Below are 22,589 nucleotides of genomic sequence, written 5' to 3' on the forward strand. Positions count from 1 at the left end.
GGGACGCCCGGCCGGCACACCACCGTCCCGGCAGACAGGGAGCCTTGGGCGGCGCGCCCGGCCGCCTCCGACAACGGCCGTAGCACGATGCGTCACCGCGCTCGAAGCCATCGACAGCGGCGACCACGCCGGCCACCACGAGCAGGGCAGGCGCGTCATCCGCCGCTCTGCCCGTCGCGCACACATGACGTCGCCGGTGTCAGTGCAGTGGTCTCAGCCCACCCGTACATCCGTGCCGGTCAGCTCCGCCCGAATGCCGGTCTTCGTCACGGAGATGTCGCGCAGCCGGATGTCGCCCGGCAGGTTGTCCGGCAGCTGAGCGGAGAACTCCATCTGCTGCGCGACCTTCGGCTCCCGGAGCTTCTGCAGGCGCTGGATGAGCGAGGGATCGATGCCGGTGGGCTGGAGCAGCGAGGGATGGTCCACGAGTGTGTCCAGCACGCGGCCCTTCATCATCCGCTGCGGACTGACGTGCTGCCCGGTCGCCTGTTGCAGCTCACCCTCGTCCAGCTTGTCGGCGACGGGTGCGGTCAGCTGCAAGCCCCCGCCCTTGCCCGGTACGTACGTGAGCAGGCCGGGCACCACCACGCGCGTGTCCCGCACGGTCATGCGCAGACCGCGGTCCCCGGTGCGCTGCAACTGCGCACGCCCCCGGACCTGAGCCTGCTTGTCGCCCACCGGCAGGTCGCCGCCGGCCAGCACCGTGTTCTTCCCGGGGCCGGGCCTCAAGTGGATCTGCGACGCGCCGACTTCGCGGTTCAGGTCCTTGAAGTCCAGCAGGACGTCACCGTGCACCCGGCTCAGCACCGCGCCCTTGACCGAGGACGGCAGGCTGCCGACGATCCGGATGTCGTCCACCGTCCCCTTCACCTGCGCGACGGAGACCGGCCCGGCGTCGACATCGGGGACGTCGACCTCGACGTGGTCGATGTCGCCCGCGAGGACCTGCCCGATGAACGGGACGCTGTCGATGTGCACCTCGGGCTCGGCGCGCAGCTTCAGCGCCTTCTGCACCTGCTGCGCCGCCAGGTTCTCCGCGTAGAGCACGGCCCACCGGTCACCGAGCGCAAGAAACGCAAGAACGACGGCCAGCGCGACGACCACCTTCGCGGTCCTCCGCACGATCCGACGCGGCTTGCGCCCGGGCACCCGCGGGTGCTCCTTCTCGTTGTCGGGGCCGGCCCCGGTGTCTGTACCGGAGTCGGGGCCGGCGGCCTTGTCCTGGGTCGACGAGGCGTCAGGCCCTTCGCCGCCCCGGGCCAACGGCTCGTCCGGGCCCTGGTCGTTCGAGGCCGGGCCGTCCTGTGGGGCACGGCTCGCCGGTACCCGCGCCGTGGAGTCTGCGGAAGGTTCGTTGGAGAGCATCGCCACCATGCGACCACAGTCCGGGCGCTCGAACCAAGTCGTGCGCAGTCTCCGGGACATCCGAGACGCCTCCGAAGCGGCAGGGTCGGTGCCGTGCCCGAGCGCTGCCGACCGCACTGCACGACCCGACATCACCCGCATCGTCATCGGCGACCGGCCAGCAGCTGAATCCGGCTGACAGGGAGAAAGCCCCGCCCCGTGATCATGAAGGGGCGGAGCTCCTTTGTGCCGCCGGGAGGCTTGCGTCAGTGGGCCCTGGTGACCGCGGGCGGGGACCAGGTGCCGTCGAGGACACCGGCCTTGGGCCGGTACATGCGCAGGATCATGGAGAACCGGCCGCTCGGTGCGGGCAGCCAGTTGGACTGTTTGCCTGCCGGTGCGTCGTGCTGGATGTAGATGTCCGTGGAACCGTCGGGGTTGCGGGTCGGCTTGACGGCGTGGCCGACCTCGTAGCGGTGGATCGGGTTGCGGACCAGGAAGCCGTCCGGGTCGTACATGGTGAGGGACCAGAAGGCCTTCACCGGCGGGGTTTGCCCCGGTGCGAAGTGGAGGACGTACCGCTTGGTTCCGGTCAGCGGCTTGCCCCGACTGTCGGTGCGGACGATCGGGTAGACGGCGTCCTGAGGGCGGTTGGCGCCCAGCCCTTGCCAGGCGGTGGTCGCGCGCAGCAGGTAATGGGTGCCGTAGTCGCCCAGGTGGAGCGAGACGCGCCAGCCGTTCACATCGTTTCCGGACGTGGCGAGCGCGGCGCGGATCCGCTTCTGGGCGGCGGGTACGGCCTGGCGCAGGGCTTGTGCCGTGGCAGGGCCCTTGGCGTTGATGTCGAACGGCCGACCGGGGACGATGCCCAGGCGGGCCAGGGTGGCCACCATGCGCGCGTCCTTCTTCGCGGGCGGGTTGGTGGCCATGGACGAAGCGAGCTGGGAGAAGAAGGTCTGCGCGTCCATGCCGGCGACGCGGGCGGCCGGCGAGGTGGCGGGGACCTTCGGGTCGACATGGCCCGGCGGCGGTGTGTGGTGGTGGCCGTGGTCGCGGAGTGGTTCGAGGGTGTAGTGGCGGACCAGGGCCTTGGCCGCGGGCAGGTCGGAGGGGCCGTTGAACTGGGTCCGGCCGATGATCCACGCGGTCTGGGTGGGCGACTTGATCTGCTTGACTCCGGCGGGCAGCCGGCCGTGCCAGCCCGGGCCGGTGATGGCGAAGTCGCCCGCCGAGCTGCCGGTGGTGCGGGTTCCCGGGGAGGCGAAGACGTCGGTCCAGGCGTTGAGCATGGGCATCATGAAGTACCGGCCCTTGGTGTTGGGCACATGGAGCACGATCGGCCCCTTCTTCAGGTCCAGCCACGCCGAGGTGTACAGGGTGTCGACGTTGGGGGCCACCACGGTGTGGAACTCCGGGCCGGGAGCTCTGTCCGCCTTGGCGAACTGGTTCACCGGTGCCCGCAGGGTCGCCGGGTCGGGCTTGCGGACGTTGGTGGACGCCTGCTCGGTGGCCCGCGCCAGGACCAATGGGTAGCCGTAGACGTAGGCCTTGACCGCGTCGGCGGTGGTGGCGGCAGCGGGCGCGGGGTGTGCCGTGCCCGCCTGGGCCGCTGTCACCGGCGGGGCGGACAGGGCGAGCAGGGCCGCCCCCGCACCGGCGGCGGCGCCCCAGCGGCAAAGTCGTCGCGTTGCGTTCATGAAGGGTTGTTCCTCACAGGGCTGTTGTCGGGGTTGACGGCCGGATGCGGTGGGCCGGGCGGCCGGCACCGTGCGGCACGAAGGTCAGGTCGTCATCGCCTCACTGTCGTCCCGCCGACGGGCCGCGACAATCGGTCCGGAGGACACGTCAGACGGCCTATCGTTGTGACGTGTCACAATGCAGCGCGTCGCCGGCCGAGGCCCCGGAACCGGGCGAGGACATCCGCGAGCAGGTGGTCCGGATGGTCACCCGTCTCGAACCCCGAATCAACCAACTGGCCAGACTGGTCGTCGAGCGCCAGCGGGCCGAGGTACCCGGCTTCGACCGTCTCCCGGACGACATGCAGGATCTGGAGATCGCCTCGGCCGCCCGCCACACGTTCCGCGGTTTCCTCCGCAGCGTGCAGGGCCTCGCGGACACCGACGCCGAGGTGCTCCGGGAACGCGCCACCCAGCGCGCCGCGGAAGGCGTCCATCTGACCGGGCTGCTCCGGGCGTATCACGTCGGCGCCGAGGTGGTGGCGGACGCGCTCTGCGCCGCCGCCCGCCCCGGGGAAGAGGCCGCCCTGCTGTGGCTCACCCGCCGGCTGTTCACCATGGTCAATTCCCTTGCCGAGCAGGCCGCCGAGGCATACCTGCTGGGACTGGCCGACCAGCAGGCGGCGGGACGGGAACTGGCCGCGGCACTGCTCCGCGGTGACGCGCCGCAGGAGATGGCCGCCCGGTGCGGACTCCCACTCGAACCCGGCTACCTCGTCCTCAGCGTCCGCGCCCCGGAGCCCCAGGAGCCGGTGGCCGCGCGACGACTCCTCCACCAGGTCCTGGTCCGGCTCGCGCCCGCCGCGGACGGCCGAGCGCTCAGCCTGCCGAACGAACAGGGCGGCCATATCCTGCTGCCCCTCGGCACACCCCACGCCGACCTCGTCCGGCACCTGTCCACCGGCCTGTCCCGCCCGGTGATCGCGGGGGCCGCCCTCGCGGCCACGCCGGGGGACGTCCCCGCAGCCGCGGAGCAGGCGCACCGGATCGCCGCCATCGCCCGCTCCCCCGGCGTGCACCGGCTCCAGGACGTACTGCTCGATTACCATCTGGCCGGGTCCGAGGACAGCGCCGCCGAACTGGCCGCGCTTCTCGACCCGTTGGACGGCCATGCCGGTCTGGTCGAGGCCGTCGCCGCCTTCCTCGACTGCGACCTCGACCGACGCCGCACGGCCCGGGCGCTCAGGGTCCACCCCAACACCGTCGACAACCGCCTCGCCCGAGCCGCCCAACTCACCGGCCTGGACCCGCACACCACACACGGCGTACAGCTCTTCGGTGCGGCCCTCACTCTGCGCCGGCTCGCTGCGGGCGCTACAACCGGCTTACTGGGCGGCTGAATGAAGTGCGCGACGAGGCCCGGCATGCCGGTCCGCGCAACGGTGCAGGAAACGGCTCACAGGAACCCGAAACGTCTCACAGGAAACGACTCAGACGACCATGACCCGGCGCCCGCGCGTGTGACCGGCCTGGCTGTCGGTGTGCGCCGCCGCGGCCTCGGCGAGCGGGTAGGCCTTCTCGACCGGGATGTGGAGCTTCCGCCGTGAGATGAGGCCGACGGCCTCGGTGAGTGCTTCCGGCATGCTCCCCGCCACGCCAGAGAACCGGACACCGAGGTCCGGCGCGGCGAGATCGGCGATGGAGATCACCTTCTGCGGATCCCCGGTCAGCTCGATGAGTTCGCGGATCACGCCCGAGCCGGCCAGATCGAGCGCCGCGTCGACAGGGCCGAGCTGCCGCACCCGCTCGACCCAGCCCTCGCCGTATGTCGTGGCGAGGGCACCCAGGCTGCGCAGATAGTCCTGGTTCGCGGCTCCGGCCGTGCCGATCACCGTGATACCGCGCTCGCGGGCGATCTGCAGCACCGCCGATCCGACTCCCCCGGACGCACCGCTGGCCAGCAGCGTCTGCCCGGGCCGCACACCGACCTCACGGATGATGCGCAGCGCGGTCTCCACCACGGAGGGGTACCCGGCCGCCTCTTCGAACGTCAGCCCCTCGGGCATACGGGCCCAGGCCGACAGCACAGCGAACTCGGCATAGGTACTCGCCCCTTCGCCGAAGACGTGGTCGCCGACCTTGACCCCTTCGACGCCCTCGCCTACCTCATCCACCACCCCGGCGGCGTCCTGCCCGACCCCGGCGGGCAACTCGACCGGATGGGCCGCAAGGATCTGGCCTTCGCGGACCCTCCAGTCGACGGGGTTCACGCCCGCCGCCCGCACGGCGATACGTATCCGACCGGGGCCCGCGTGGGGCTCCTCGGCATCTTCCAGTTGCAGAACGTCCGGACCGCCGAACTCGGCGAAGCTCACTCTCTTCATGCCTCGAACGTAGCACTAACGGTTAGTGTTTTGAAACAGTTCCGTATTTGTTCCTGATAGCGTCAGGGCATGACCGTGCAGCCCGGACGCCGCGAGCGCAAGAAGACCGCGACCCGCCAGAAGATCGCCGACACCGCTTTGCGGCTGTTCCTGGAACGCGGCTACGACGCGGTGGGCATCCGTGACGTGGCCGCCGAGGCCGACGTGGCCGTCACCACCGTCTTCTCCCACTTCGCCTCGAAAGAGGCCCTGGTCTTCGAGCAGGACGCAGACTTCGCGCAGCGCCTCGCACAGGCGGTCACCGGCCGGGCGCCGCACGAACCGCTCATCCCTGCGCTGCGCCATGAGATCCATGCCCTGGTGCTCCATTGCACGGCGGACAGCGCCGCCCCGATCTGGCGCATGATCGACGCCTCACCTGCCCTGCGGGAGTACGAGGAGTCGATGAGGCTGCGTCATGCGGAGTCGCTGGCGACGGCCCTCGCCGCCGATCCCGGCCTGTCACGGACCACAACGGCCTGCCGGACGATCGCGAGGTTCGTGATCGACGCCTATTCGCTGGCCCGTGAGGCGGCTGACCCGGAGGCCGCGGTGGACGAGATCTTCCAGATGATCGAGGCGGCGTGGCAGGCCACCGGCCCTTCTGAACGGGCGTGAGGAACTGTTCCTCCGGCCTGTTCCCCCCGGCAGGGCAGGGGGCCGGCCCGGTGGTGACGCGTCGCCGCGTCAGCAGGTCCGTCCGGCGCGGCGCATGCCCGAGGGGACGGTTCGCGGAGCGGCGGCGGGGGCGTGCCGGCAGTCCCCGTCCACACGCTCCGCACGCGCTCGCAGACCTCAGGTCAGGCTGGGGCCACCTGGCGGGCACGACTGCCGGCCAGGAGTGCCGCTCGGTGGACCGTACCGGCTGAGGCGGCCAGCAGCGGCATCCGGACGGCCGGGCTGGGAATGCGTTCCTGGGCGTGCAGTACTCCCTTGATCACTGTGGGGTTCGGTTCGGCGAAGAGGGCAGCGGACAGCCGGGCCAGCTCGGCGCCGAGTCTGCGGGCGGGTGCGGCGGAGCCGCGATGCCACAACGAGATCAGTTCGGCGTAGTCGGCGGTGCGCAGGTTGGCCGATGCGACGATTCCGCCGTGGGCGCCCGCAGCGACGAGCGGTGAGAGGACGACGTCGTCGCCGCCGAGCACGGCGAAGCCGGGCTGAGGGGCGCCGAGCACCTGCACCGTGGTCGCGTCGATCACGCCGGTCGCGTGCTTGATCCCGACGATCCCCGGCAGTCGGCTGAGCGCCGCGATCGTGCCGGCGCTGAGAGTCTGTCCCGTGCGGTAGGGGATGTCGTACACGATCAGCGGCATGCCGCCGTGTTCGGCCAGCGCGGTGAAATGCGCCAGTGTCGCGGCTTCGCCGGGCCGGATGTACGGCGGGGCGGGAACCAGCGCCGCAGCTACGTCGCCGGTGGCCGCCAGCTCGCGCAGCGACGTAATGGCGGCGGCGGTGTCATTGGTGCCGACTCCGACGATCAGCGGGGCGCCGTGTGCTCGGCAGGCGGCCGAGCAGATGCGCACCACGGTCTGCTTCTCCTCCGCGGTCAATGTGGCCGATTCCGCGGTGGTGCCGAGGGCGACGAGCCCGGAGGCGCCGGCCGACAGCGCCTCGTCGGCGAGTCGGGCCAGCGTATCGGGGGCCAGGCGCAGGTCGGTGGTGAACGGGGTCACCAAGGGGACGTAGAGGCCGTTGAAGGCCGGCTCGGGGTTCATGGTCCAAGCCTGGCTCACACCGACCCGGTAGATCCATTTCTGATTTCTACCTCTATGCCTAAGCTGAGCTTATGCTCGATGTTCGTCGTCTCCACCTGCTTCGCGAACTGGACCGCCGGGGCACGATCGCCGCCGTGGCCGAGGCGCTGACTTTCACCGCATCCGCCGTCTCCCAGCAGCTGGGTGTGCTGGAGCGCGAGGCAGGCGTGCCTTTGCTGGAACGCAGCGGCAGGCGTGTGGTCCTCACGCCCGCCGGCCGGTCTCTCGTCGCACACGCCGACGCCGTGCTGCAACGCCTTGAGCTGGCCGTCGCCGAGCTGGCCGGCGCCCGGGACGGCATCGGCGGGCCGCTACGTATCGGAACCTTCCCCTCCGGCGGCCACACCATCGTGCCCGCCACGCTGGCCGAGCTGGCTCAGCGGCATCCCGCACTGGAACCGATGGTGCAAGAAATCGACTCCGCCCGTGTGTCCGACGGCCTGCGAGCCGGCGAACTCGACGTCGCCCTCGTCCACGACTACGACTTCGTACCCGCCTCACCGGACACCACCGTGGACGAGGTGCCCCTGCTGGAAGAGCCGATGTACCTCGTCACCAACACCGCGCCCGAGAAATCCAGCCGCAGCGACACCCTGGCCACGTTGCTCGGACCCTACGCCGAGGCCCCGTGGATCACCGCACGGGACGGCACGACCGGTCACGCGATGGCCGTACGGGCCTGCCAGGCAGCCGGGTTCCAGCCGAGGATCCGCCACCAGGTCAACGATTTCCGCACCGTGCTGGCCCTGGCCGCCACCGGACAAGGAGCCGGTTTTGTACCGGAGATGGCCACTGCGCAAAGCCCCGAAGGCGTGGTGTTGACCAAGTTGCCGTTGTTCCGCCGGTCGAAGGTCGCCTTCCGCGCCGGCGGCGGTACGCACCCGGCGATCGCCGCCTTCGTGGCCGCGGCAAGTGCGGCAGTGCGCTGCATGACCGGCTCGCGGCTCGATGAGCAGGCCGCGACGCGCCGTACGGGCTTGCGCCGTGCGGACTCCGCACCGTGACCGCGCCCCGTCTCGTTGCCCCTGCTCCGCGCCGGAGCCCGCCCACGTCGGCGACGAGCTCGCCGACGAGAGGCGTGCGGAACTCGCCGCGGCACCCGTCCAGCACGCCAGGTACCCACGCGAATGCCTCGGGTGGGGCGTTTGCGCGCTGATTGCCGGCGCTCAGTCTCGGTACGCGACTGTCGCGGCCTCGATGAAGGACCGGATCAACGGGTTGGTGTCGCCTTTGTTCCACACCGCCACCACTCGGCTCGGCGCCATGTCGGTCAGCGGCACCGCGACCAGCTCCGCGTGCAGGTCGTGTCCGAGCGGGGCCAGGCCGACCGTGCCGTTCCACAGCACGGCCTGCAGGCATTCCTGGACGGCGCGCACCACCGGGCCCTCGCGCGAGCTGCCGCCGTTCCAGTACGACTGCCAGACGGGGTCGGTCCCCTGTGGGAACTGGAACCAGCGCCGGTCCTTCAGGTCCGCCAGCTGTAGTCGGTCGTGATGAGCCAGCGGATCGTCGGCGCGCAGGACCACGCCGACCGGATCCGCCCGCAGCTCACGCACGGTCAGGGCAGTCTCGTCGAACGGCGCCCGGGTCAGGGCGACATCGACCAGCCCGGTGCGCAGTCCGCAGGTCGGGTCGGTCAGGTCGGTGTCGCGGATGCGGATGTCGATGCCGGGGTGGCGTCGGCGGTATGCGGCCGCCAGCCTGGCCGCTGCCGGGTCGGTGCCGTCGCCCAGGATGCCCACGGTGATGGTTGAGGCGCCGGCCGCCGCGCTCACGCGTACGCGGACGCGGTCGGCGTGGTCGAGCAGCGCCCGCGCCTCGTCGAGCAACACCGCACCGACGGGGGTGAGCGTGACGCCGGCGGCCGAGCGGACGAACAGCAGGGCCCCGACGTCGGCCTCCAACTGCTTGATCGCCCGACTCAATGGCGGCTGACTCATGTGCAGTCGGGTTGCGGCGCGGCCGAAGTGGAGTTCCTCGGCGACGGCCACGAAGTAGCGCAAGGTACGTAGCTCCACGCTGCAACGATACCCACGAGGTATCGGCGCCGCGGAATGGGTCTTGGACAATCGCGGGGCCTTGGCCGTGCACTTGTGGGCATGACCGAAGAAGCAAAGACCAGTGAGCCGCAGGCCGGACCCGCCGTATCGGTGGTCGGTCCCGGCGACGGCGAGACCATCGTCCTGGGTCCCACACGCATGCGCATCCTTGAGGACGGCAGCGGCACCGGACACCGCCTCGCGATAGCCGAGTCCGTCCTCGCCCCGCACACCCAGGGGCCACCGCAGCACCGCCATGCCGAACACGACGAGGGCTTCTACATCCTGTCCGGCACCGTGCGGTTCACCGTCGGGGACGAGGACCATGACGCTTCCGTGGGCACGTTCGTGTTGGTTCCGCCCGGCACCCCGCACACCTTCGCCAACCCGACCGACCAACCCGCCGTCATGCTCAGCACATTCACCCCCGATCTGTACGTGCAGTACTTCCGAGACCTCCAGGATGTGCTCGCCACCGACCGATCGCTGACGCCAAAGGCCGGCATCGACGCGATGAGCCGCTACGCGACCACGCCCGCCGCCGACTTCACCTGACGCACGGCAGCACCACCCTTTGAGCCGCAGCCGCCGCTGGACTTGATGCCGCGCTGGAGGAATCAGCACGCGATGCCCAGCGCGCTCGCGATGGGGTCCCACTGACCCGCTTCTCGAACAGGGGCCGGCCGTCCCCTTACCTCTGCGTGGACGGCCCCAACAACGCGTCGTCACTTCTCGCGCCCGCGCGATCGCTTCGAAGAGTCGTCATCTTGCCCGCGGTGTCCGGGCGGCGGGCACGAAGTATGGCGAGGGCCATGACGAGGGTCCACGCGTCCAGCGCGCAGGCGGCGATCCGTTCCAGGCTGCCCATCCCGATTCCGGGGTCGTGCTGACCGAAGAACATCCATGCCGCGAACACCGCGACGACAGCTATGGAGAGGGTTACGCTCCGCAGTTCGCCGAAGAGAGAGCCGCGGGGGGAAAATCCGGTGAGGAGGAGCCCAAGATTCCCCAGTCCCATGATGAGGAGTGCACCGACTACATGAAGATTCTCGTCGACGTCTGCAGGAACAACGCCGACCAGAACCCACCCACCGGCACTGATCACGAGCAGAATTCGGGAACTTACCGATATCCCACCACGACCCCAGCAGGATCCGGCCAGCAGTATGCCGACGAACAGCAGTACTCCGTGCACGGCGAACCCGGCGTTCATGACGTCGTGCAGCGGCGAACACACATACCGAGGGCGGGAGTCGTCCCAGATTCGGCAGCTGATATTGCCGAGATCGCTGATGTTGTTCTCCGCCCAGCTGTAGGGAGTCCGCCAGCCGGCCTCCACGACCAGTTGAACGACGAGGAACTGCACGACGGCAACGATCCATGCGGCCGCACCGATCCTTGTTGTCACGGAGGTACGGTATGCAGAGTGCGACGCGGATCTTGTTTTCATCATGGCCTTTCAAGCGCCGAATCATTTACGTTTCTGTTGTGAACTTTTTCAGACGACGGTGCTCCTGCGCATCGCTACGAGGGGGGAATTCGGAGCCCCCGTAGGGGGAGCCGGTACTGGCTATTTCGGGGGAGGCGTGCCGAGGGGCCCGAAGGTACGGTGCAGCCCGTGATGCTGTCGCTCACCGGCCCACGCGGCCCGGTATGCCTGGTGGTGGATGTGGTTGCCCGGGTTCTGGGTGCCGGCGGCGAACCGGCGAACCCATCCTCGATGTCGGTGGCATGGACGAAGCGGATAGCGCTGCGGTCCGGGATGCGGGACATCGCATGAACTTCGCCACTGTTGAGCCCGTGGAACGGGTCGTCGACCTGCTTGTCCACACCGCTCGGCGGACCGGCATATCCCCGCAGGTAGACGATGGGCGATCGCTCCGCCATGTTGCGACGCCCTCCCGAGGCACGTGCGGCTGCTGAGGCCGGTGCGCGGTCTGTCGGTGACGAGGCCAGGTTGCGGCAGGAGCGTGCGGAGCACCAACCCGTCCGAGCCAGACGGGGCGCCCGAGCCAGGTGTCGGCCCCCGATCGCAGATGCAGACGAACGCGCCGTCGCCATCACCGGTCAGTGAAGGGCGGGCGCTCTCCTGCCATGGGTGGTGGCGCTGTGTTGCGGGCCGTCGCGCCCGGTGAGACGGTCTTACGGGGGGAGCATGCCGACGGCCTGGCATGGGACAGCCTTGCAGGCGACGGCGTTACGCGTCGATACGCGACTGATCCGCGCCCACCATCCCTGGCGCCTGATACTCCGTGAATCGACGCGCGTCCACGAACCGGAAGCGCACAGAGAGCGGGAAAATCAATGGCGAACGGACCCATGGGGAGGCGCGCCTTCGGCGAGCGTCCCGGTCACCCCAATGGCCCCGTCACGGGGCAGGGCACGGAGTACACAGGTCGATACGTGGTCCTGCTCGACCCGAGCGACCAGGAGAGCGGGCTCAACGCACTGCGTTCCTCCGCCGACATCGCGTCCGTCGAACGTGTCCGGGGAACCGATGCCGCGCACGTCGCCGAACTCCTTGAGCGCCCCGACGTCTCGGTGCTCTTCGAGGAACTCGGCGCCGCCGTCGTCGAGGTACGGCCCGAACAGCGCCACGCGCTGGTGACCACGGCCGAGGCGGAATCCTCGATCATCGCGGCAGAGCCGGAGCGCATGGTCTACGCCTCGCCGATCACCGCTCCGCAGCAGGCGCCGACCGAGTTCTTCCCGGCCTACCGCAGCGACGAGGAAGTGGTCGCCCATCACACCAGGGCCGAAATCGCCGCCGCCCAGGGCCCGGCCGTGGACGAGCAGAAATGGACCTGGGGCCTGCAGGCGATCCGGGCCAATCTGTCCAGCCTGACCGGACGCGATGTGAAGATCGCCGTCCTCGACAGCGGCGTGGACACCCACCACCCGGACCTGGCCGGGCGCATCGAGGCAACGGTCTCCTTCGTACCGGGCGAGACCGTCGAGGACGGCCACGGCCACGGCACGCACTGCATCGGCACCGCTGCCGGTGCGGCCAACCCCCGGCAGGGGCCCCGCTACGGTGTGGCCTGTGACGCCAAGATCCTCGCGGCGAAGGTCCTCAGCAACTCGACGGGCAGCGGCACCGACGGCCAGATCCTGGCGGGCATGGCCTGGGCCGTCGCCCACGGTGCGCGGGTGATCTCCATGTCGCTCGGCGCTCAGGTCCGGCCCGGCGAGCTCTTCCCGCAGACATACGAGAAGCTGGCCCAGCGCGCGCTCGAACGCGGGACGGTGATCGTCGCTGCCGCGGGCAACGACAGCCATCGGCCCCCGGAGATCCGGCCCGTCAGCCGGCCCGCCAACTGCCCCTCCATCCTCGCGGTGAGCGCGCTCGACAAGGCACTCACGCCATCGTTCTTCTCCAACGGCGGCATCAACGGGCAGGGTGGCGAGGTCAACATCGCCGCGCCGGGCAGGGACGTGCACTCGGCTGCCCCTGGCGGCGGGTACCAGGTCATGAGCGGCACCAGCATGGCCACACCGCACGTCGCGGGCGTCCTGGCATTGCTCGCCCAGGCAAGCCCCAACGCTTCTGCGGCCGAACTCAAAGTCAGTCTGATGTCCGGTGCCTTCCCGCTGACGCAACCCGTCAGGGACGTCGGCTCGGGTCTGCTGCAGGCGCCGTGATCGAGTCCTCCCGGTCCGCGCCGGTCGGGGTCATCCTCGCGGTCGACCCCGGCCGGTTCGCGGAAGTGGTGCAGGCCTTGCGGCGGGCCGGGCTGACGGTCACGGGCAAACAGGCGGCCCTCGGCACGCTCTCCGGCACCGTCGCGGAAAACCGGATACCGGCCCTGGAGGCGGTCGACGGCGTCGAATCCGTCGACCGGGAGCGCACCATCCACCTTCCCCCGCCCGACTCCCCCATCCAGTAAGCCTTGCCCTGTCTCTGGCCGACCCCTGTCTCTGGCCGACCCCTGTCTCTCTAGCCGACGGTGTCGCTGCCGCGCCGTGTCGCGTCGGACGACAGCGGACCGGAGGCGGTGTGCCGGTCCGGCGGGACCTGCTGAGCGAAGGCTTGCAGGGCCACCTCGCTGTCCGGAGGCACGACGGCCATCAACCCGCGGTCCTGCGCCTCGGCGACCGCGGGGGCGGCGGCGCTTCCTTCGGGGACGAAGGCCAGGCGGACGTGCCCGTCACCGGAGCCGCGGCGGTCCACCGGCGCGACGGCACCGTGAGTGCCGTCCGGCAGGGTCACCCACAGCTGGAAGTCCTCGTACCGGACGAAGTCCGCGCCCTTCACCGGCCAGGGGTAGTGGTGTTCTCCGGGCACGCTGGGAAGGATGCCCTGGTGGTTCCCGTGACTCAGGGGCACGCAGGCGTTGAACAGGGAGTCGGTCCACGCCTCGACGCCGTCAGCATCCCTGATCGGCGTGCGCAGCAGTTCCTCGGCGCGCTGGTAGCCCAGTTCCGCCAGGGCGGGCAGCGTGAGCGGGAAGGCATCGACCAATTCGGCGGCATCCTGCCGGAGCCGGTCCACTTTCCCGGGGTCGGCGCAGAACTGCATACTCCATTCGATGCCGACCCGGGCGCGGTACATGCGCCAGCCGCGGGAGCCCTTGACCCACAGGCTGCCGCCGTGGTGCATCTCCCAGCGCTCGGAATTACTCGACTCCTGGTCCGGATCCACCGGCCTGGGCCCGTAGGGCAGGTCGGCGTCGTCCATGGCGTGAAGAATTTTCCGGGCTGTCGTTTTGGCGGCCCGGAAATGCGACGACTCAAAGCGTTTCGGGTGCTCGACCAGACGAATCTTCCACGGATGGTTTTCCGATTCGATGCCGCCCGGCCGGGGCTGAGGATGGCGGCCCATGGCTGACTCTCCTTGGCTCGGCCTCACGGGCCGGCCACCGGCTCGCGGGCGGGCCAGCCACCGGCTCGCGGGGCGAAACTCCCCCTGTTTCCATCGTGCTCCGCCATCCGGACGGACGCGACCGGAGAACGATGACTACGGACGCGACCGGAGATCGATGACCGGAGATGTCTTCAACAAGCCTCGTCAGCGGTCTGGGTCTCGTCACCGGTCCGGAAAGGTGCTGGAGGTCTCCGAAAGGGGGCTGGATATGGGCTGGTTGGCGTCCGGCAGCGCGGTTGCGGGGCATTCGGGGGAGAGTAGCCTGGAGTTGATGTTTCGGGCGGAGAGTAGCCTGGAGTTGATGTGCTGACGGTTTTGGAGGTAGGCGATGTTCTCCCGATTGCTGCGGCGTCGCAAGCCGCATCGGCTCGTCCTTCTCGGTAACGGAAGTCTGATCCACGGCTTCAGCGGTGGATTCTACGACGGTCACGGATACCAGCACTGACACCGTGCATGGTGCACGCACGCACGCACGGTGGACCCTGGAGGATATGCGGTGGCAGAAGAAACCGATGCCCTGGCAGCCATGGCGAGGATCCTGTCACCGCATTGCCGTGTCACCCGGCTTTCCGACGGAGCGCTGATCGCGGACTGGAAACGGACGCGCTTTCTCGGATTGGCAACGGCGGAAGTCCAGAAATTCTCCTCCGGAAGCCCTGAGGAACGCGCCGAACTCGTCACCGGTCTCCTGCGTGCCGGGTGCGCGACGCGCCGCCGGAAGAAATCCCCGGACGTCCGCGTCGGGCTCTGGCTGGGTGGAGTGCACCTGCTGATCCGGACCCTTGGATTCGGGCGCGTCCTGCGGCTGCTCTCCTTGGCCGCCCCGGGTTATGCCCGCGCGGACCTCCCCTCCACGGAGGAGGTAGGACGGCTGAAACGAGCGGTGCAGTCACACAGCAGCAGAAGCTGGCTCGTCAACGGCGACTGCAAGTCCGAGGCAGTGACGGCCTTCGTCCTGCTACGGCGGTGTGGCCTGAAAGCGGTACTCCACGTCGGCGTGCATGAACACCCCTTCGCTCTGCACGCGTGGACGGCCTCGGGCGGCCTGTGCGTCCCCGATGCCGTTCCGCGAGGGCACACCTTCACACCGGTGCTCTTGATCGACGGCGGAGGACAGTGACGTGGAAGCGCTCCGCCTCGAGTGGGCCGGGGGCGCACCGGCACCGAGGCTCCGGACGAGCGAGGCCATGACACGTCAGGGACTCGTGACGACGGTCTTCTCGCGGGCCGGCACCGCTGCCGTTGTGGGCTGGGTCGGCTCGGCCCGTGACCGGGCGGCGGGCGCGCGCGGCCTCCTCGACGACTCCGGCAGACAGGGCGCCGCCCCGCCCGTGCCGGCCGGCGACTACGCGGCTGTTCTGGTGTACCGCGACCGCATCCTTCTGATGCGCGACGAGCAGGCACGCGTCCCGCTGTTCTTCAGGGAGTGCGGTGGCCGTGTGAGCGCCGTCAGCACCTCGGTCCGCTGCCTGGGGAGCGTCACGGAGCTGGCACCCCGCTACTTCTGTCGATACCTCACCGGGAACCTGGCGCAACCGCACTCGGACCTCACCCCTTTCGCCGGGGTGCACCGTGTCCTCGGCGGTGAGGTGGTCGAGCTCTCCCCCACCGGTCAGCTGCGCAGCCGTACGTTGCGACGCCCCCGTCGGGCCACCGACCCGCCCGAGCGGACCACAGACGGCTCCTGCCTCGATGGTGCCGCGCAGGAGTTGCGTCGCGCGCTGGAGAATGCTGTCGGACGCCGCATGGGCACGACGACGGCATGCCATGTCTCGGGCGGCACCGACTCCACCAGCGTCGCGCTGCTCGCCGCACGCCTGCTGGCCGCGGAACGGGGCGGCGCCGGGGACCTGGTCCTGCTCGCCGGGCGTTTCTCCCGAGGGGAGCTGGCCGCGGAGCAGCCGTACCTCGACGTCGCGATGGAGGAGATCCGCCGTCACACACCCGCGGTCCGCCCGATGATCATCGATGCCGACGACGTGGCCGACTTCGACGACTTCCAGCACCATGCGGGGGACTCCGACGAGCCTCATGCGCACGCCTTCCGCGCCCCGTTCTGGGCCAGGCTTCACGCCGCGGCCGCGGAACTGGGCTGTGACACGCTCCTGACCGGTTGCGGGGCCGATCCGATCGCGGACGCCAACCCGTTCCACCTGCACAGGCTGGCCCGCACGGGAGCGCTCCGGCAGATGACCGAGCAGGCACGTGCCTGGGCCGCGGAGAGCGAGCAGGGCTTGCGGGACATCGTCCGCGCCTACGTGGTGCAGCCGGCCTTCCCGCTGGCAGCCGAACGGCTCACCGCGCTCCGCGGCGGCGGAACGGTGCTCGGCGGCCTCGGCACCTTCAACCGCCCCCGATGGCTGCGATCCGGATTCGCGCGCGCTCACGGCTACCGGGATGCGGGCATCGCGGAGAGCCGGTTCATGTTCGGGCGCAAGCCGGAACGGTCGCTCTACGACGCAGCCAACTACGTCGCCGCTCCCGACCTGCTGTCCTGGCAGCGCGCACGACGGGACGGGTTCTTCCTCTCGCACCCGTTCCTCGACGCGGAGGTCGTCGCCACGATGAGCCGCCTGCCCGCCGCAGCCACGTTCCGGCCGGGCCGTCCGAAGGCCGTTCTCCGTGCGGCCATGGCGGATCTCCTGCCCGCCCCGATCCACGGCAGGGTGGTCAAGGTGCCCTTCAACGACCTCTATGCCCGGGGCCTGCGGAGACACGGCGATGAACTCATCGCCCTGTGCCGCTCAGCCCGGCATCCGCTGATCGCGGAGATGTTCGACGTCGAGACGCTGTGCCGGGCCGTACGGGAGGCCCAGCTGGGCCTGGGGGACTCATACTCCTGGGACCGTGTGAACAGCTCGCTCGCCCTGGTGGCCTGGCTGGAGCGACTGGACCGGCGTTCCGGCGCGCTCGGCGCGGCGGTGCCCGTCAGCGCTGGCTCTTGATGTCCCAGAGGGTTCGCTCCACCGGCCCGGTGACCAGGGAGGTGAGGCCGTACCGGCTCGACACCTCGCCCTGTTCCGCCGGGGTGAGGGTGCGGTTTTCCTCGCCTCTTCGCGTAATGGATGAGTACACGTTCGCGCCGTGCGTACCGAACTGCCAGTAGACGGTGATGAAACGTGGATCCCTTGTGTGTTCGTCGAGCGCATTGTTCTCGTGCACCCTGGCACGGTAGATGAGAGAGTCAAGGCCACTACTCTGTTGCTTCTCCAGTTGCTCCTTCACCCATCCGGGGACATTTGCCTTGCGCCAGGAGTACGCCACGAAGTTGAGCGGCGGCTCCAGCACGAGTCGGTCCTTGCGCGCGAGGCTCGCGGTGGCATAGAAAGCCACCTGGTCGTACGGCGTGTTGATGGGAAGTTGCACCACCATTCGCGTGGAGTAGGTGTCGTTCGACTCCACCCAACTTCCCTGCTGCATCCACGGTTTTGCCTCGATCAACTCGCCGGGCTGGTGAATCTCCCGACGGGAGAGCGGGCTCACATCCGGGGAGTTGGGCCACTGCTCGGCATCGCTTCGCCACTGTCGGCGGAGCCGGTCCTTCGGGCTCAGCGGCACCTGTTTTCCCATGGCGTGGAACTCGGCGCCGAGCACGTAGAAACCCACGTCACTGTGGTTCCGGATAGTGATGTCGACCGGTACGGCGAATGCCGTGCGGTCTTTGCTCAGTACCGGCTTTCCCATGGAGACCGTGATGAGAGGCGTGGTTTGTCGCTGGTACGGCTCAAAGAGGTTCTGGTAGCCGAAATTGGCGATCGCGATGACAGAGGAGACGATCACCGCGGCGGCCACCCGTTTCGGAGCAGGGATCATGACCGATGTCCGCCACACCGCGAAGACGGCGTATGCCGCACCCGCCGTGAGCAGGGCGAACAGCACCGGGTAGGCCACGGAGTCGCCGTCTTTGAGCGTCTGCGCCAGGAGCATGGCGTTGGTCAGAAAGGCCGCGAACGTGGCGATCAGCGCGACCAGGCCGGAATAGGTGAAGCTCCGCCGCATCCAGTGGTCCAGGACCGCGGCGATGCCCACGAGCGTGGTGAAGGAAACCGCGAGAAGGACGGCACCGGTGAGGCGACCGACGAAGGTCAGATCATGTACGAAGTCCTGAAGGCCGATCTGGGCCAGCAGCAGCGTGGTCATGAGGAGGACCAGCAGGATCACTGCCACGGTCACCCGCGACTGCCAGGTTCTCAACGAGGGCTGTCTCATTTTCGGGTGCGCACGGGAGTGAGCCCTGGGGAAGTCCGCACGCGATCACCTCCTGAGGCCGCCGGTCGTGCGCTGCACGTGCACAGCGCGGACTCAGGCAGATCTGCCGCCGCGCCGAAGGTTCGACCACCATCCTCCGTGGCGAGCCATCAGGCCGCCATCCGGATACCCCCGGACGTGCGAGCCGGAGCAGCCTTCCCGCGAGGGAGGGAAGGTGTGGTTCTCCGCGTTGGTGCAGGTGCAGGTGTTCCACGTTCTGCTGTCTGGCCTGCGCCATGACAGCAGGGCCGTGGACGCCGGCCCAGGCTCCTCAGAGGGCGAGTTCGGGCCGGTAGTGGTCCAGCCACAGGGCCAGGTCGACGACGCGTTCGAGGCGGAGGCGGTGGCCCCATTCCAGCCGGTCGGGCGGGGTGTCCAGGCAGGGTTTGAGGTGGGTCTCGTCGGCCAGGGCGCGGACCTGGTCGGCGGCCAGGGCGTCGCGGGCCAGGTCCTGGAGGCCGCGGTTGTACTCGGGGTGGTGGGTGGCCGGGTAGTGGTTCTTGGGCCGGTGCAGCACGGAGCCGGGCGCGAGCCCGGCCCCGGCGGCGCGCAGCAGGCTCTTCTCCCGGCCGTCGAAGCTCTTCAGCTTCCAGGGCGTGGCGAAGGCGTACTCGACGAGGCGGTGGTCGCAGTAGGGCACGCGGACCTCCAGCCCCTGCGCCATGCTCAACCGGTCCTTCCGGTGCAGGAGTTGACGCAGCCAGCGGGTCAGGGACAGGTGCTGCATCTCGCGTTGCCGGTGCTCGGCGGGGCTTTCGCCGTCGCGGTGCGGTACGGCGGCCAGCGCGCTGCGGTAGGTGTCCTCGCGGAACTCCCCGATGCGCAGGTCGAGCGCCGGGTTGAGCGGCATGGCGGCCTCGTCGCCGGTGACGAGGAGCCAGGGGAAGGTGGCCGCGTTCAGTGCCTTCGCGGTGTGGAACCAGGGGTAGCCGCCGAACACCTCGTCCGCCGCCTCGCCGGAGAGGGCCACGGTGGAGTGCTTGCGGATGTCTCCGAAGAGCAGATACAGGGAGGTGTCCATGTCGCCGACCCCGATCGGTGAGTCCCTTGCCACCACGACCGCCCTGCGGTGCTCGGGGTCGAGCAGCGCGAGCGGGTCGAGGACGACCGTGCTGTGTTCGGTGCCGATGTAGGTGCCGGCCTCGGCGGCGTACGGGGTGTCGTGACCGGTGCGCAGGACGTCGCCGGTGAACTGTTCGGCCTGGTCGCTGTAGTCGACGGCGTAGGAGCGGATGCGGGCGTCCGGTCCCTCGCGCAGCCGGAGTTCGTCGGCGAGCAGCGCGGTCAGGACCGTGGAGTCGAGGCCGCCGGACAACAGGCTGCACAGCGGGACATCGGCCGCCAGCTGGCTGCGGGCGGCCGTGCCGACCAGCTCACGGATCCGGTCGACGGCCGTGTCCCGGTCGTCGTCGTGAGCGTCGGCCGCCAGCTGCCAGTAGCGGGATTCGCGGATGCCGTCGCGGTCCAGCACGAGCAGGCCGCCGGGTTCCACCTCGCGCACCCCGGACCACACCGTCGGCCCGGTGTTGAACAGCAGGCTGTACGCCTCCCGGAGCCCGTCGGCGTCCACCCGTGGCCGGATCTCCGGATGGGCGAACAGGGCCTTGGGCTCGGACGCGAAGGCCAGGCCGCCGTCGACGGCTGCCCAGAACAGCGGTTTGACGCCGAGGCGGTCGCGTACCAGCAGCAGCCGCTGCGCGCGGTCGTCCCAGACGGCGAAGGCGAACATGCCCTCCAGGTGGTCGGCCAGGTCCGCACCCCATTCGGCGTACGCGCGCAGCACCACCTCGGTGTCGCTGCGGGTGTGGAAGCGGTGCCCCCGGCCGCGCAGTTCAGCGCGCAGCTGGTGGTGGTTGTACACCTCGCCGCTGTAGCTGAGCACGGTGGTCGGGCGGTCGGGCCGGTCGGTCATCGGCTGCAGGCCCCCGGCCGGGTCGATGACGGCCAGGCGGCGATGACCGATCGCGGCGTGCTCGCCGAGCCAGACGCCGTGCGCGTCCGGGCCTCGTGGTGTGAGGGTGGCCGTCATGGCTTCGAGCACCGGGCCCCTGGTGCGGGCGTCGTGGTGGAAGGACACCCATCCGGTGATGCCGCACATAGAAGTGCCTCCTGGGTCAGTCGTGAGCGGAAGACGCCGCGTCGGTCGTCTTCTCGGGGAGGGATGCAGGCCTGCTGCGCGGCGGAGCGAGCAGGGGTACGGACAGGCATGCGGCGATGGCGGCCAGTGCGAGCGCGGCCCGTACGCCCTCATGAGGTCCGGTCAGCCCCCAGGCGGCGGTGGCCAGCGCGGGGCCGAGGGTGAAGCCGAGGCTGCGGGCGAGCTGCACCGTGGCCCCCACGGTCGCGATCCGGTCCGGTGGGGCCGCGCCCATGACGAGCGCCTGGGTCGGGCCGCCGTTCAGTCCCAGCCCGACGCCCGCCAGCGCCAGCCGCCAGGCCACGTCCAGCGGTGCCCAGCCGTCGCCCAGCGGGAGCAGCAGGAGCAGGCCGACGGCGGTGAGGGCGGCGCCGGTGACCGCGACCGGCCGGGCGCCGATGGGGGTCCCCTCTGCTTGAGCGGAGCCGAGAGCTCGGGGGAGGTCGGCGAGGCGTCCGCCGAGTGGCCCGGCCACCGCCATCCCGAGGGGGAAGGCGAGCACGGTCAGCCCGGCCGTGGTGGCGCTGAGACCGTTATCGCGCTGGAGGTGCAGGGCGACGACGTAGTACATGGCGGCGAATCCGGCGGCGAGGGTCAGCACAGCCCCGTGCGCCCGGAACAGCCCCGGCGTCCGGAGCGCGCCGGCCGCCGGTCGCCCGCCCGGCCCGCGCAGCCACCACCACAGCGGCGGTACGGCGGCGAGGGCGAGGAGCAGCCAGGCCGGGCCGTCCGGCGCCAGCGTCAACGCCAGCAGCACGATCGCGGCACCCGCGGCCACCAGCAGCGCGTCGGCCACCGACCGGCGGTCAGGAGCCCGCAGCAGTCCGTCCCGGGGCATCGCCCTCCAGACCACGGCCAGGGCGAGCAGACAGAAGGGGATCTTCACCAGGAAGACGGAGCGCCAGCCCAGGTGGTCCAGCAGTATTCCGCCCACGGCGGGCCCGATCACCGCGCCCAGCGGCCCCAGGGTGGCGGGCACACTCATCGCCCGTCCGCGCAGCTCCGGTCGCACGGAGCGGAGCGCGAGGACCGGCATCAGCACGAACAGCGCCGCGCCGAACGCGCCCTGCAGCAGACGGGCGGCGATCAACCAGGTCATCCAGGGGGCCGCGGCGGCCAGGGCGCTGCACAGGCCGAAGCCGCAGGTCGCCGCCAGCACGGCGGAGCGCAGTGCCACCCCGTCGAGCCAGCTGCCGACGGGCAACAGCAGGGCCACTACGGCCAGTTGATAGCTCAGCACCGCCCACTGAGCCGTTGCCGTGGACACCTGCAGACCCTCGGCGATGTCGGCCAGGGCCACATTGACGATGTTCATGTCGAGCATCGCCACGAACGCCAGCACGCCCGCCACGGCGACCAGCGGCCAGCGGTCCGCGCCCCTGGGTATGTGACCGGTCCGTTCCGCACCGGGACCGTCGTTGGTCACCCTTCTCCCCCTCACCGCCACGGGTGGGCTGCCGGGCAGCAGCCTCGCTCCATAGGTCGGGGAGGAAATGCGGTGAGTTCCCGGTGATGTCCAAGAACATCGCCACAGGGAGGGTCAGACCTCCGAAGACGGAGTCAGCGCTGACGGGCAGGATCGGGAGGCGGCGGGCGCGCTGGTTCTTGCCCGGAGGGTTCATCTGCCGCGGAAGCGACGACTGCAGCCAGGCCGGCTGACGGACCCGGCCGTCCTGCCTCCAGTCACCGTCCGCGTCGTGGTGGTCCCAGAGGCTGTCGGCGGGCTTGTCCGTAAGGGCGGTGGAACTCCGTACTGCACTCAGCCGACTCCTGAGGTGAGGGCGTCGGCCTGAACACGCGCCCTCCGCGGATCCGTACACCGGCGAAAGCCCCTGCCCCCCAGGAGTCCCCCATGGCCCAGAAGCAGTACCACGTCACCGGCATGAGCTGCGAGCACTGCGTGGCGAGCGTGACGGAAGAAGTCTCCGAGGTGCCGGGCGTGAGCGAGGTCGTGGTCGATCTCGCCGCGAACACCGTCACGGTGCACGGCACGGACCTCGATGACGAGCGGCTGCGCGCCGCCATCGTCGAGGCCGGTTACGTCGTCGCGGACTCGGTCGCCGCCTGATTCCGCACCCCACCACGGGCCGGGCGGGACGTTGCC

Annotated in this window: 20 protein-coding genes; 10 read left to right on the forward strand and 10 right to left on the reverse strand. The window is 70.1% G+C overall.

Annotation, left to right across the window (positions count from 1 at the left end; all coding sequences use genetic code 11):
- Nucleotides 1-213 precede the first annotated feature (213 nt).
- Nucleotides 214-1,374, reverse strand: coding sequence for a DUF2993 domain-containing protein (locus CFW40_RS01725; RefSeq protein WP_256331649.1), 1,161 nt, complete (start codon nt 1,372-1,374; stop codon nt 214-216).
- Between the two features lie 236 nt (nt 1,375-1,610).
- Nucleotides 1,611-3,041, reverse strand: a complete 1,431-nt coding sequence (locus tag CFW40_RS01730) for a DUF1254 domain-containing protein (RefSeq protein ID WP_088796053.1) — start codon at nt 3,039-3,041, stop codon at nt 1,611-1,613.
- Between the two features lie 170 nt (nt 3,042-3,211).
- On the opposite strand from CFW40_RS01730, the gene CFW40_RS01735 reads away from it, so the two are divergent.
- Nucleotides 3,212-4,420 carry a CdaR family transcriptional regulator gene (locus CFW40_RS01735; protein WP_093649416.1) on the forward strand — a complete coding sequence of 403 codons (1,209 nt, stop codon included), beginning with the start codon at nt 3,212-3,214 and terminating at the stop codon, nt 4,418-4,420.
- A gap of 90 nt (nt 4,421-4,510) precedes the next feature.
- On the opposite strand, the gene CFW40_RS01740 is transcribed toward CFW40_RS01735, so the two are convergent.
- Nucleotides 4,511-5,404 (reverse strand): NADP-dependent oxidoreductase, encoded by an 894-nt coding sequence (locus CFW40_RS01740; protein ID WP_088796055.1) that lies wholly within the window; start codon nt 5,402-5,404, stop codon nt 4,511-4,513.
- A 69-nt stretch (nt 5,405-5,473) separates the two neighbouring features.
- On the opposite strand from CFW40_RS01740, the gene CFW40_RS01745 reads away from it, so the two are divergent.
- Nucleotides 5,474-6,061 (forward strand): TetR/AcrR family transcriptional regulator, encoded by a 588-nt coding sequence (locus tag CFW40_RS01745; protein WP_088796056.1) that lies wholly within the window; start codon nt 5,474-5,476, stop codon nt 6,059-6,061.
- Between the two features lie 182 nt (nt 6,062-6,243).
- On the opposite strand, the gene CFW40_RS01750 is transcribed toward CFW40_RS01745, so the two are convergent.
- Nucleotides 6,244-7,158 (reverse strand): 4-hydroxy-tetrahydrodipicolinate synthase, encoded by a 915-nt coding sequence (locus CFW40_RS01750; RefSeq protein ID WP_088796057.1) that lies wholly within the window; start codon nt 7,156-7,158, stop codon nt 6,244-6,246.
- 71 nt (nt 7,159-7,229) lie between these two features.
- On the opposite strand from CFW40_RS01750, the gene CFW40_RS01755 reads away from it, so the two are divergent.
- The gene (locus CFW40_RS01755) at nt 7,230-8,201 is read left to right on the forward strand and encodes a LysR family transcriptional regulator (protein ID WP_088796058.1); all 972 of its coding nucleotides are present in this window, start codon (nt 7,230-7,232) and stop codon (nt 8,199-8,201) included.
- A 162-nt stretch (nt 8,202-8,363) separates the two neighbouring features.
- Here CFW40_RS01755 and CFW40_RS01760 read toward each other — a convergent pair whose 3' ends face one another.
- Nucleotides 8,364-9,215: a LysR family transcriptional regulator gene (locus CFW40_RS01760; protein WP_256331648.1), complete on the reverse strand. Its 852-nt coding sequence runs from the start codon at nt 9,213-9,215 to the stop codon at nt 8,364-8,366.
- An 81-nt stretch (nt 9,216-9,296) separates the two neighbouring features.
- On the opposite strand from CFW40_RS01760, the gene CFW40_RS01765 reads away from it, so the two are divergent.
- Nucleotides 9,297-9,791 carry a cupin domain-containing protein gene (locus CFW40_RS01765; RefSeq protein WP_176956609.1) on the forward strand — a complete coding sequence of 165 codons (495 nt, stop codon included), beginning with the start codon at nt 9,297-9,299 and terminating at the stop codon, nt 9,789-9,791.
- A gap of 136 nt (nt 9,792-9,927) precedes the next feature.
- Here the strand turns inward: CFW40_RS01765 and CFW40_RS01770 are convergent, their stop codons facing one another.
- Nucleotides 9,928-10,644, reverse strand: a complete 717-nt coding sequence (locus CFW40_RS01770; RefSeq protein WP_176956608.1) for a DUF998 domain-containing protein — start codon at nt 10,642-10,644, stop codon at nt 9,928-9,930.
- Between the two features lie 210 nt (nt 10,645-10,854).
- On the opposite strand from CFW40_RS01770, the gene CFW40_RS36930 reads away from it, so the two are divergent.
- From CFW40_RS36930 to CFW40_RS01780, 3 genes are all read left to right on the forward strand, one after another.
- Nucleotides 10,855-11,016 carry a hypothetical protein gene (locus tag CFW40_RS36930; protein WP_176956607.1) on the forward strand — a complete coding sequence of 54 codons (162 nt, stop codon included), beginning with the start codon at nt 10,855-10,857 and terminating at the stop codon, nt 11,014-11,016.
- Nucleotides 11,017-11,540: 524 nt separating this feature from the next.
- The gene (locus tag CFW40_RS01775) at nt 11,541-12,878 is read left to right on the forward strand and encodes a S8 family serine peptidase (RefSeq protein WP_088796062.1); all 1,338 of its coding nucleotides are present in this window, start codon (nt 11,541-11,543) and stop codon (nt 12,876-12,878) included.
- A complete protein-coding gene (locus CFW40_RS01780; RefSeq protein WP_088796063.1) occupies nt 12,875-13,123 on the forward strand; it encodes a hypothetical protein in 249 nt (82 codons plus the stop codon). The genes CFW40_RS01775 and CFW40_RS01780 overlap by 4 nt, the downstream gene beginning before the upstream one ends.
- A gap of 50 nt (nt 13,124-13,173) precedes the next feature.
- Here CFW40_RS01780 and CFW40_RS01785 read toward each other — a convergent pair whose 3' ends face one another.
- Complete coding sequence (locus CFW40_RS01785; RefSeq protein ID WP_088796064.1) at nt 13,174-14,058, reverse strand: DUF6424 family protein; 885 nt, start codon at nt 14,056-14,058, stop codon at nt 13,174-13,176.
- A gap of 538 nt (nt 14,059-14,596) precedes the next feature.
- Between CFW40_RS01785 and CFW40_RS35970 the strand changes: the two genes are divergently transcribed.
- Nucleotides 14,597-15,220 carry a lasso peptide biosynthesis B2 protein gene (locus tag CFW40_RS35970; RefSeq protein ID WP_256331647.1) on the forward strand — a complete coding sequence of 208 codons (624 nt, stop codon included), beginning with the start codon at nt 14,597-14,599 and terminating at the stop codon, nt 15,218-15,220.
- A 67-nt stretch (nt 15,221-15,287) separates the two neighbouring features.
- A complete protein-coding gene (locus CFW40_RS01795) occupies nt 15,288-17,045 on the forward strand; it encodes an asparagine synthase-related protein (protein WP_256331646.1) in 1,758 nt (585 codons plus the stop codon).
- On the opposite strand, the gene CFW40_RS01800 is transcribed toward CFW40_RS01795, so the two are convergent.
- The 3 genes from CFW40_RS01800 to CFW40_RS01810 form a co-directional block, all read right to left on the reverse strand.
- On the reverse strand, nt 17,029-18,267 hold the full coding sequence (locus tag CFW40_RS01800) for a hypothetical protein (protein WP_256992057.1): 1,239 nt from the start codon (nt 18,265-18,267) through the stop codon (nt 17,029-17,031). The two genes, CFW40_RS01795 and CFW40_RS01800, sit on opposite strands and share 17 nt — an antisense overlap.
- Before the next feature lie 352 nt (nt 18,268-18,619).
- Nucleotides 18,620-20,446 (reverse strand): asparagine synthase (glutamine-hydrolyzing), encoded by a 1,827-nt coding sequence (asnB, locus tag CFW40_RS01805; protein WP_088796066.1) that lies wholly within the window; start codon nt 20,444-20,446, stop codon nt 18,620-18,622.
- A 16-nt stretch (nt 20,447-20,462) separates the two neighbouring features.
- Entirely contained in the window at nt 20,463-21,911 is a 1,449-nt protein-coding gene (locus tag CFW40_RS01810; RefSeq protein WP_218136810.1) for an MFS transporter, read from the reverse strand.
- A 426-nt stretch (nt 21,912-22,337) separates the two neighbouring features.
- Between CFW40_RS01810 and CFW40_RS01815 the strand changes: the two genes are divergently transcribed.
- Entirely contained in the window at nt 22,338-22,553 is a 216-nt protein-coding gene (locus CFW40_RS01815; protein WP_088796067.1) for a heavy-metal-associated domain-containing protein, read from the forward strand.
- Nucleotides 22,554-22,589: the final 36 nt, after the last annotated feature.

Source organism: Streptomyces sp. 2114.4 (assembly GCF_900187385.1).
In the GTDB taxonomy this organism is placed as follows: domain Bacteria; phylum Actinomycetota; class Actinomycetes; order Streptomycetales; family Streptomycetaceae; genus Streptomyces; species Streptomyces mooreae.

Excerpts from the sequence above, each read along its gene's own strand:
- CFW40_RS01725 (WP_256331649.1), bottom strand. The coding sequence starts at position 1,374 with ATGGTGGCGATGCTCTCCAACGAACCTTCCGCAGACTCCACGGCGCGG.
- CFW40_RS01730 (WP_088796053.1), bottom strand. The coding sequence starts at position 3,041 with ATGAACGCAACGCGACGACTTTGCCGCTGGGGCGCCGCCGCCGGTGCG.
- CFW40_RS01740 (WP_088796055.1), bottom strand. The coding sequence starts at position 5,404 with ATGAAGAGAGTGAGCTTCGCCGAGTTCGGCGGTCCGGACGTTCTGCAA.
- CFW40_RS01745 (WP_088796056.1), top strand. The coding sequence starts at position 5,474 with ATGACCGTGCAGCCCGGACGCCGCGAGCGCAAGAAGACCGCGACCCGC.
- CFW40_RS01750 (WP_088796057.1), bottom strand. The coding sequence starts at position 7,158 with ATGAACCCCGAGCCGGCCTTCAACGGCCTCTACGTCCCCTTGGTGACC.
- CFW40_RS01755 (WP_088796058.1), top strand. The coding sequence starts at position 7,230 with ATGCTCGATGTTCGTCGTCTCCACCTGCTTCGCGAACTGGACCGCCGG.
- CFW40_RS01765 (WP_176956609.1), top strand. The coding sequence starts at position 9,297 with ATGACCGAAGAAGCAAAGACCAGTGAGCCGCAGGCCGGACCCGCCGTA.
- CFW40_RS01775 (WP_088796062.1), top strand. The coding sequence starts at position 11,541 with ATGGCGAACGGACCCATGGGGAGGCGCGCCTTCGGCGAGCGTCCCGGT.
- CFW40_RS01785 (WP_088796064.1), bottom strand. The coding sequence starts at position 14,058 with ATGGGCCGCCATCCTCAGCCCCGGCCGGGCGGCATCGAATCGGAAAAC.
- CFW40_RS01795 (WP_256331646.1), top strand. The coding sequence starts at position 15,288 with ATGACACGTCAGGGACTCGTGACGACGGTCTTCTCGCGGGCCGGCACC.
- asnB (WP_088796066.1), bottom strand. The coding sequence starts at position 20,446 with ATGTGCGGCATCACCGGATGGGTGTCCTTCCACCACGACGCCCGCACC.
- CFW40_RS01815 (WP_088796067.1), top strand. The coding sequence starts at position 22,338 with ATGGCCCAGAAGCAGTACCACGTCACCGGCATGAGCTGCGAGCACTGC.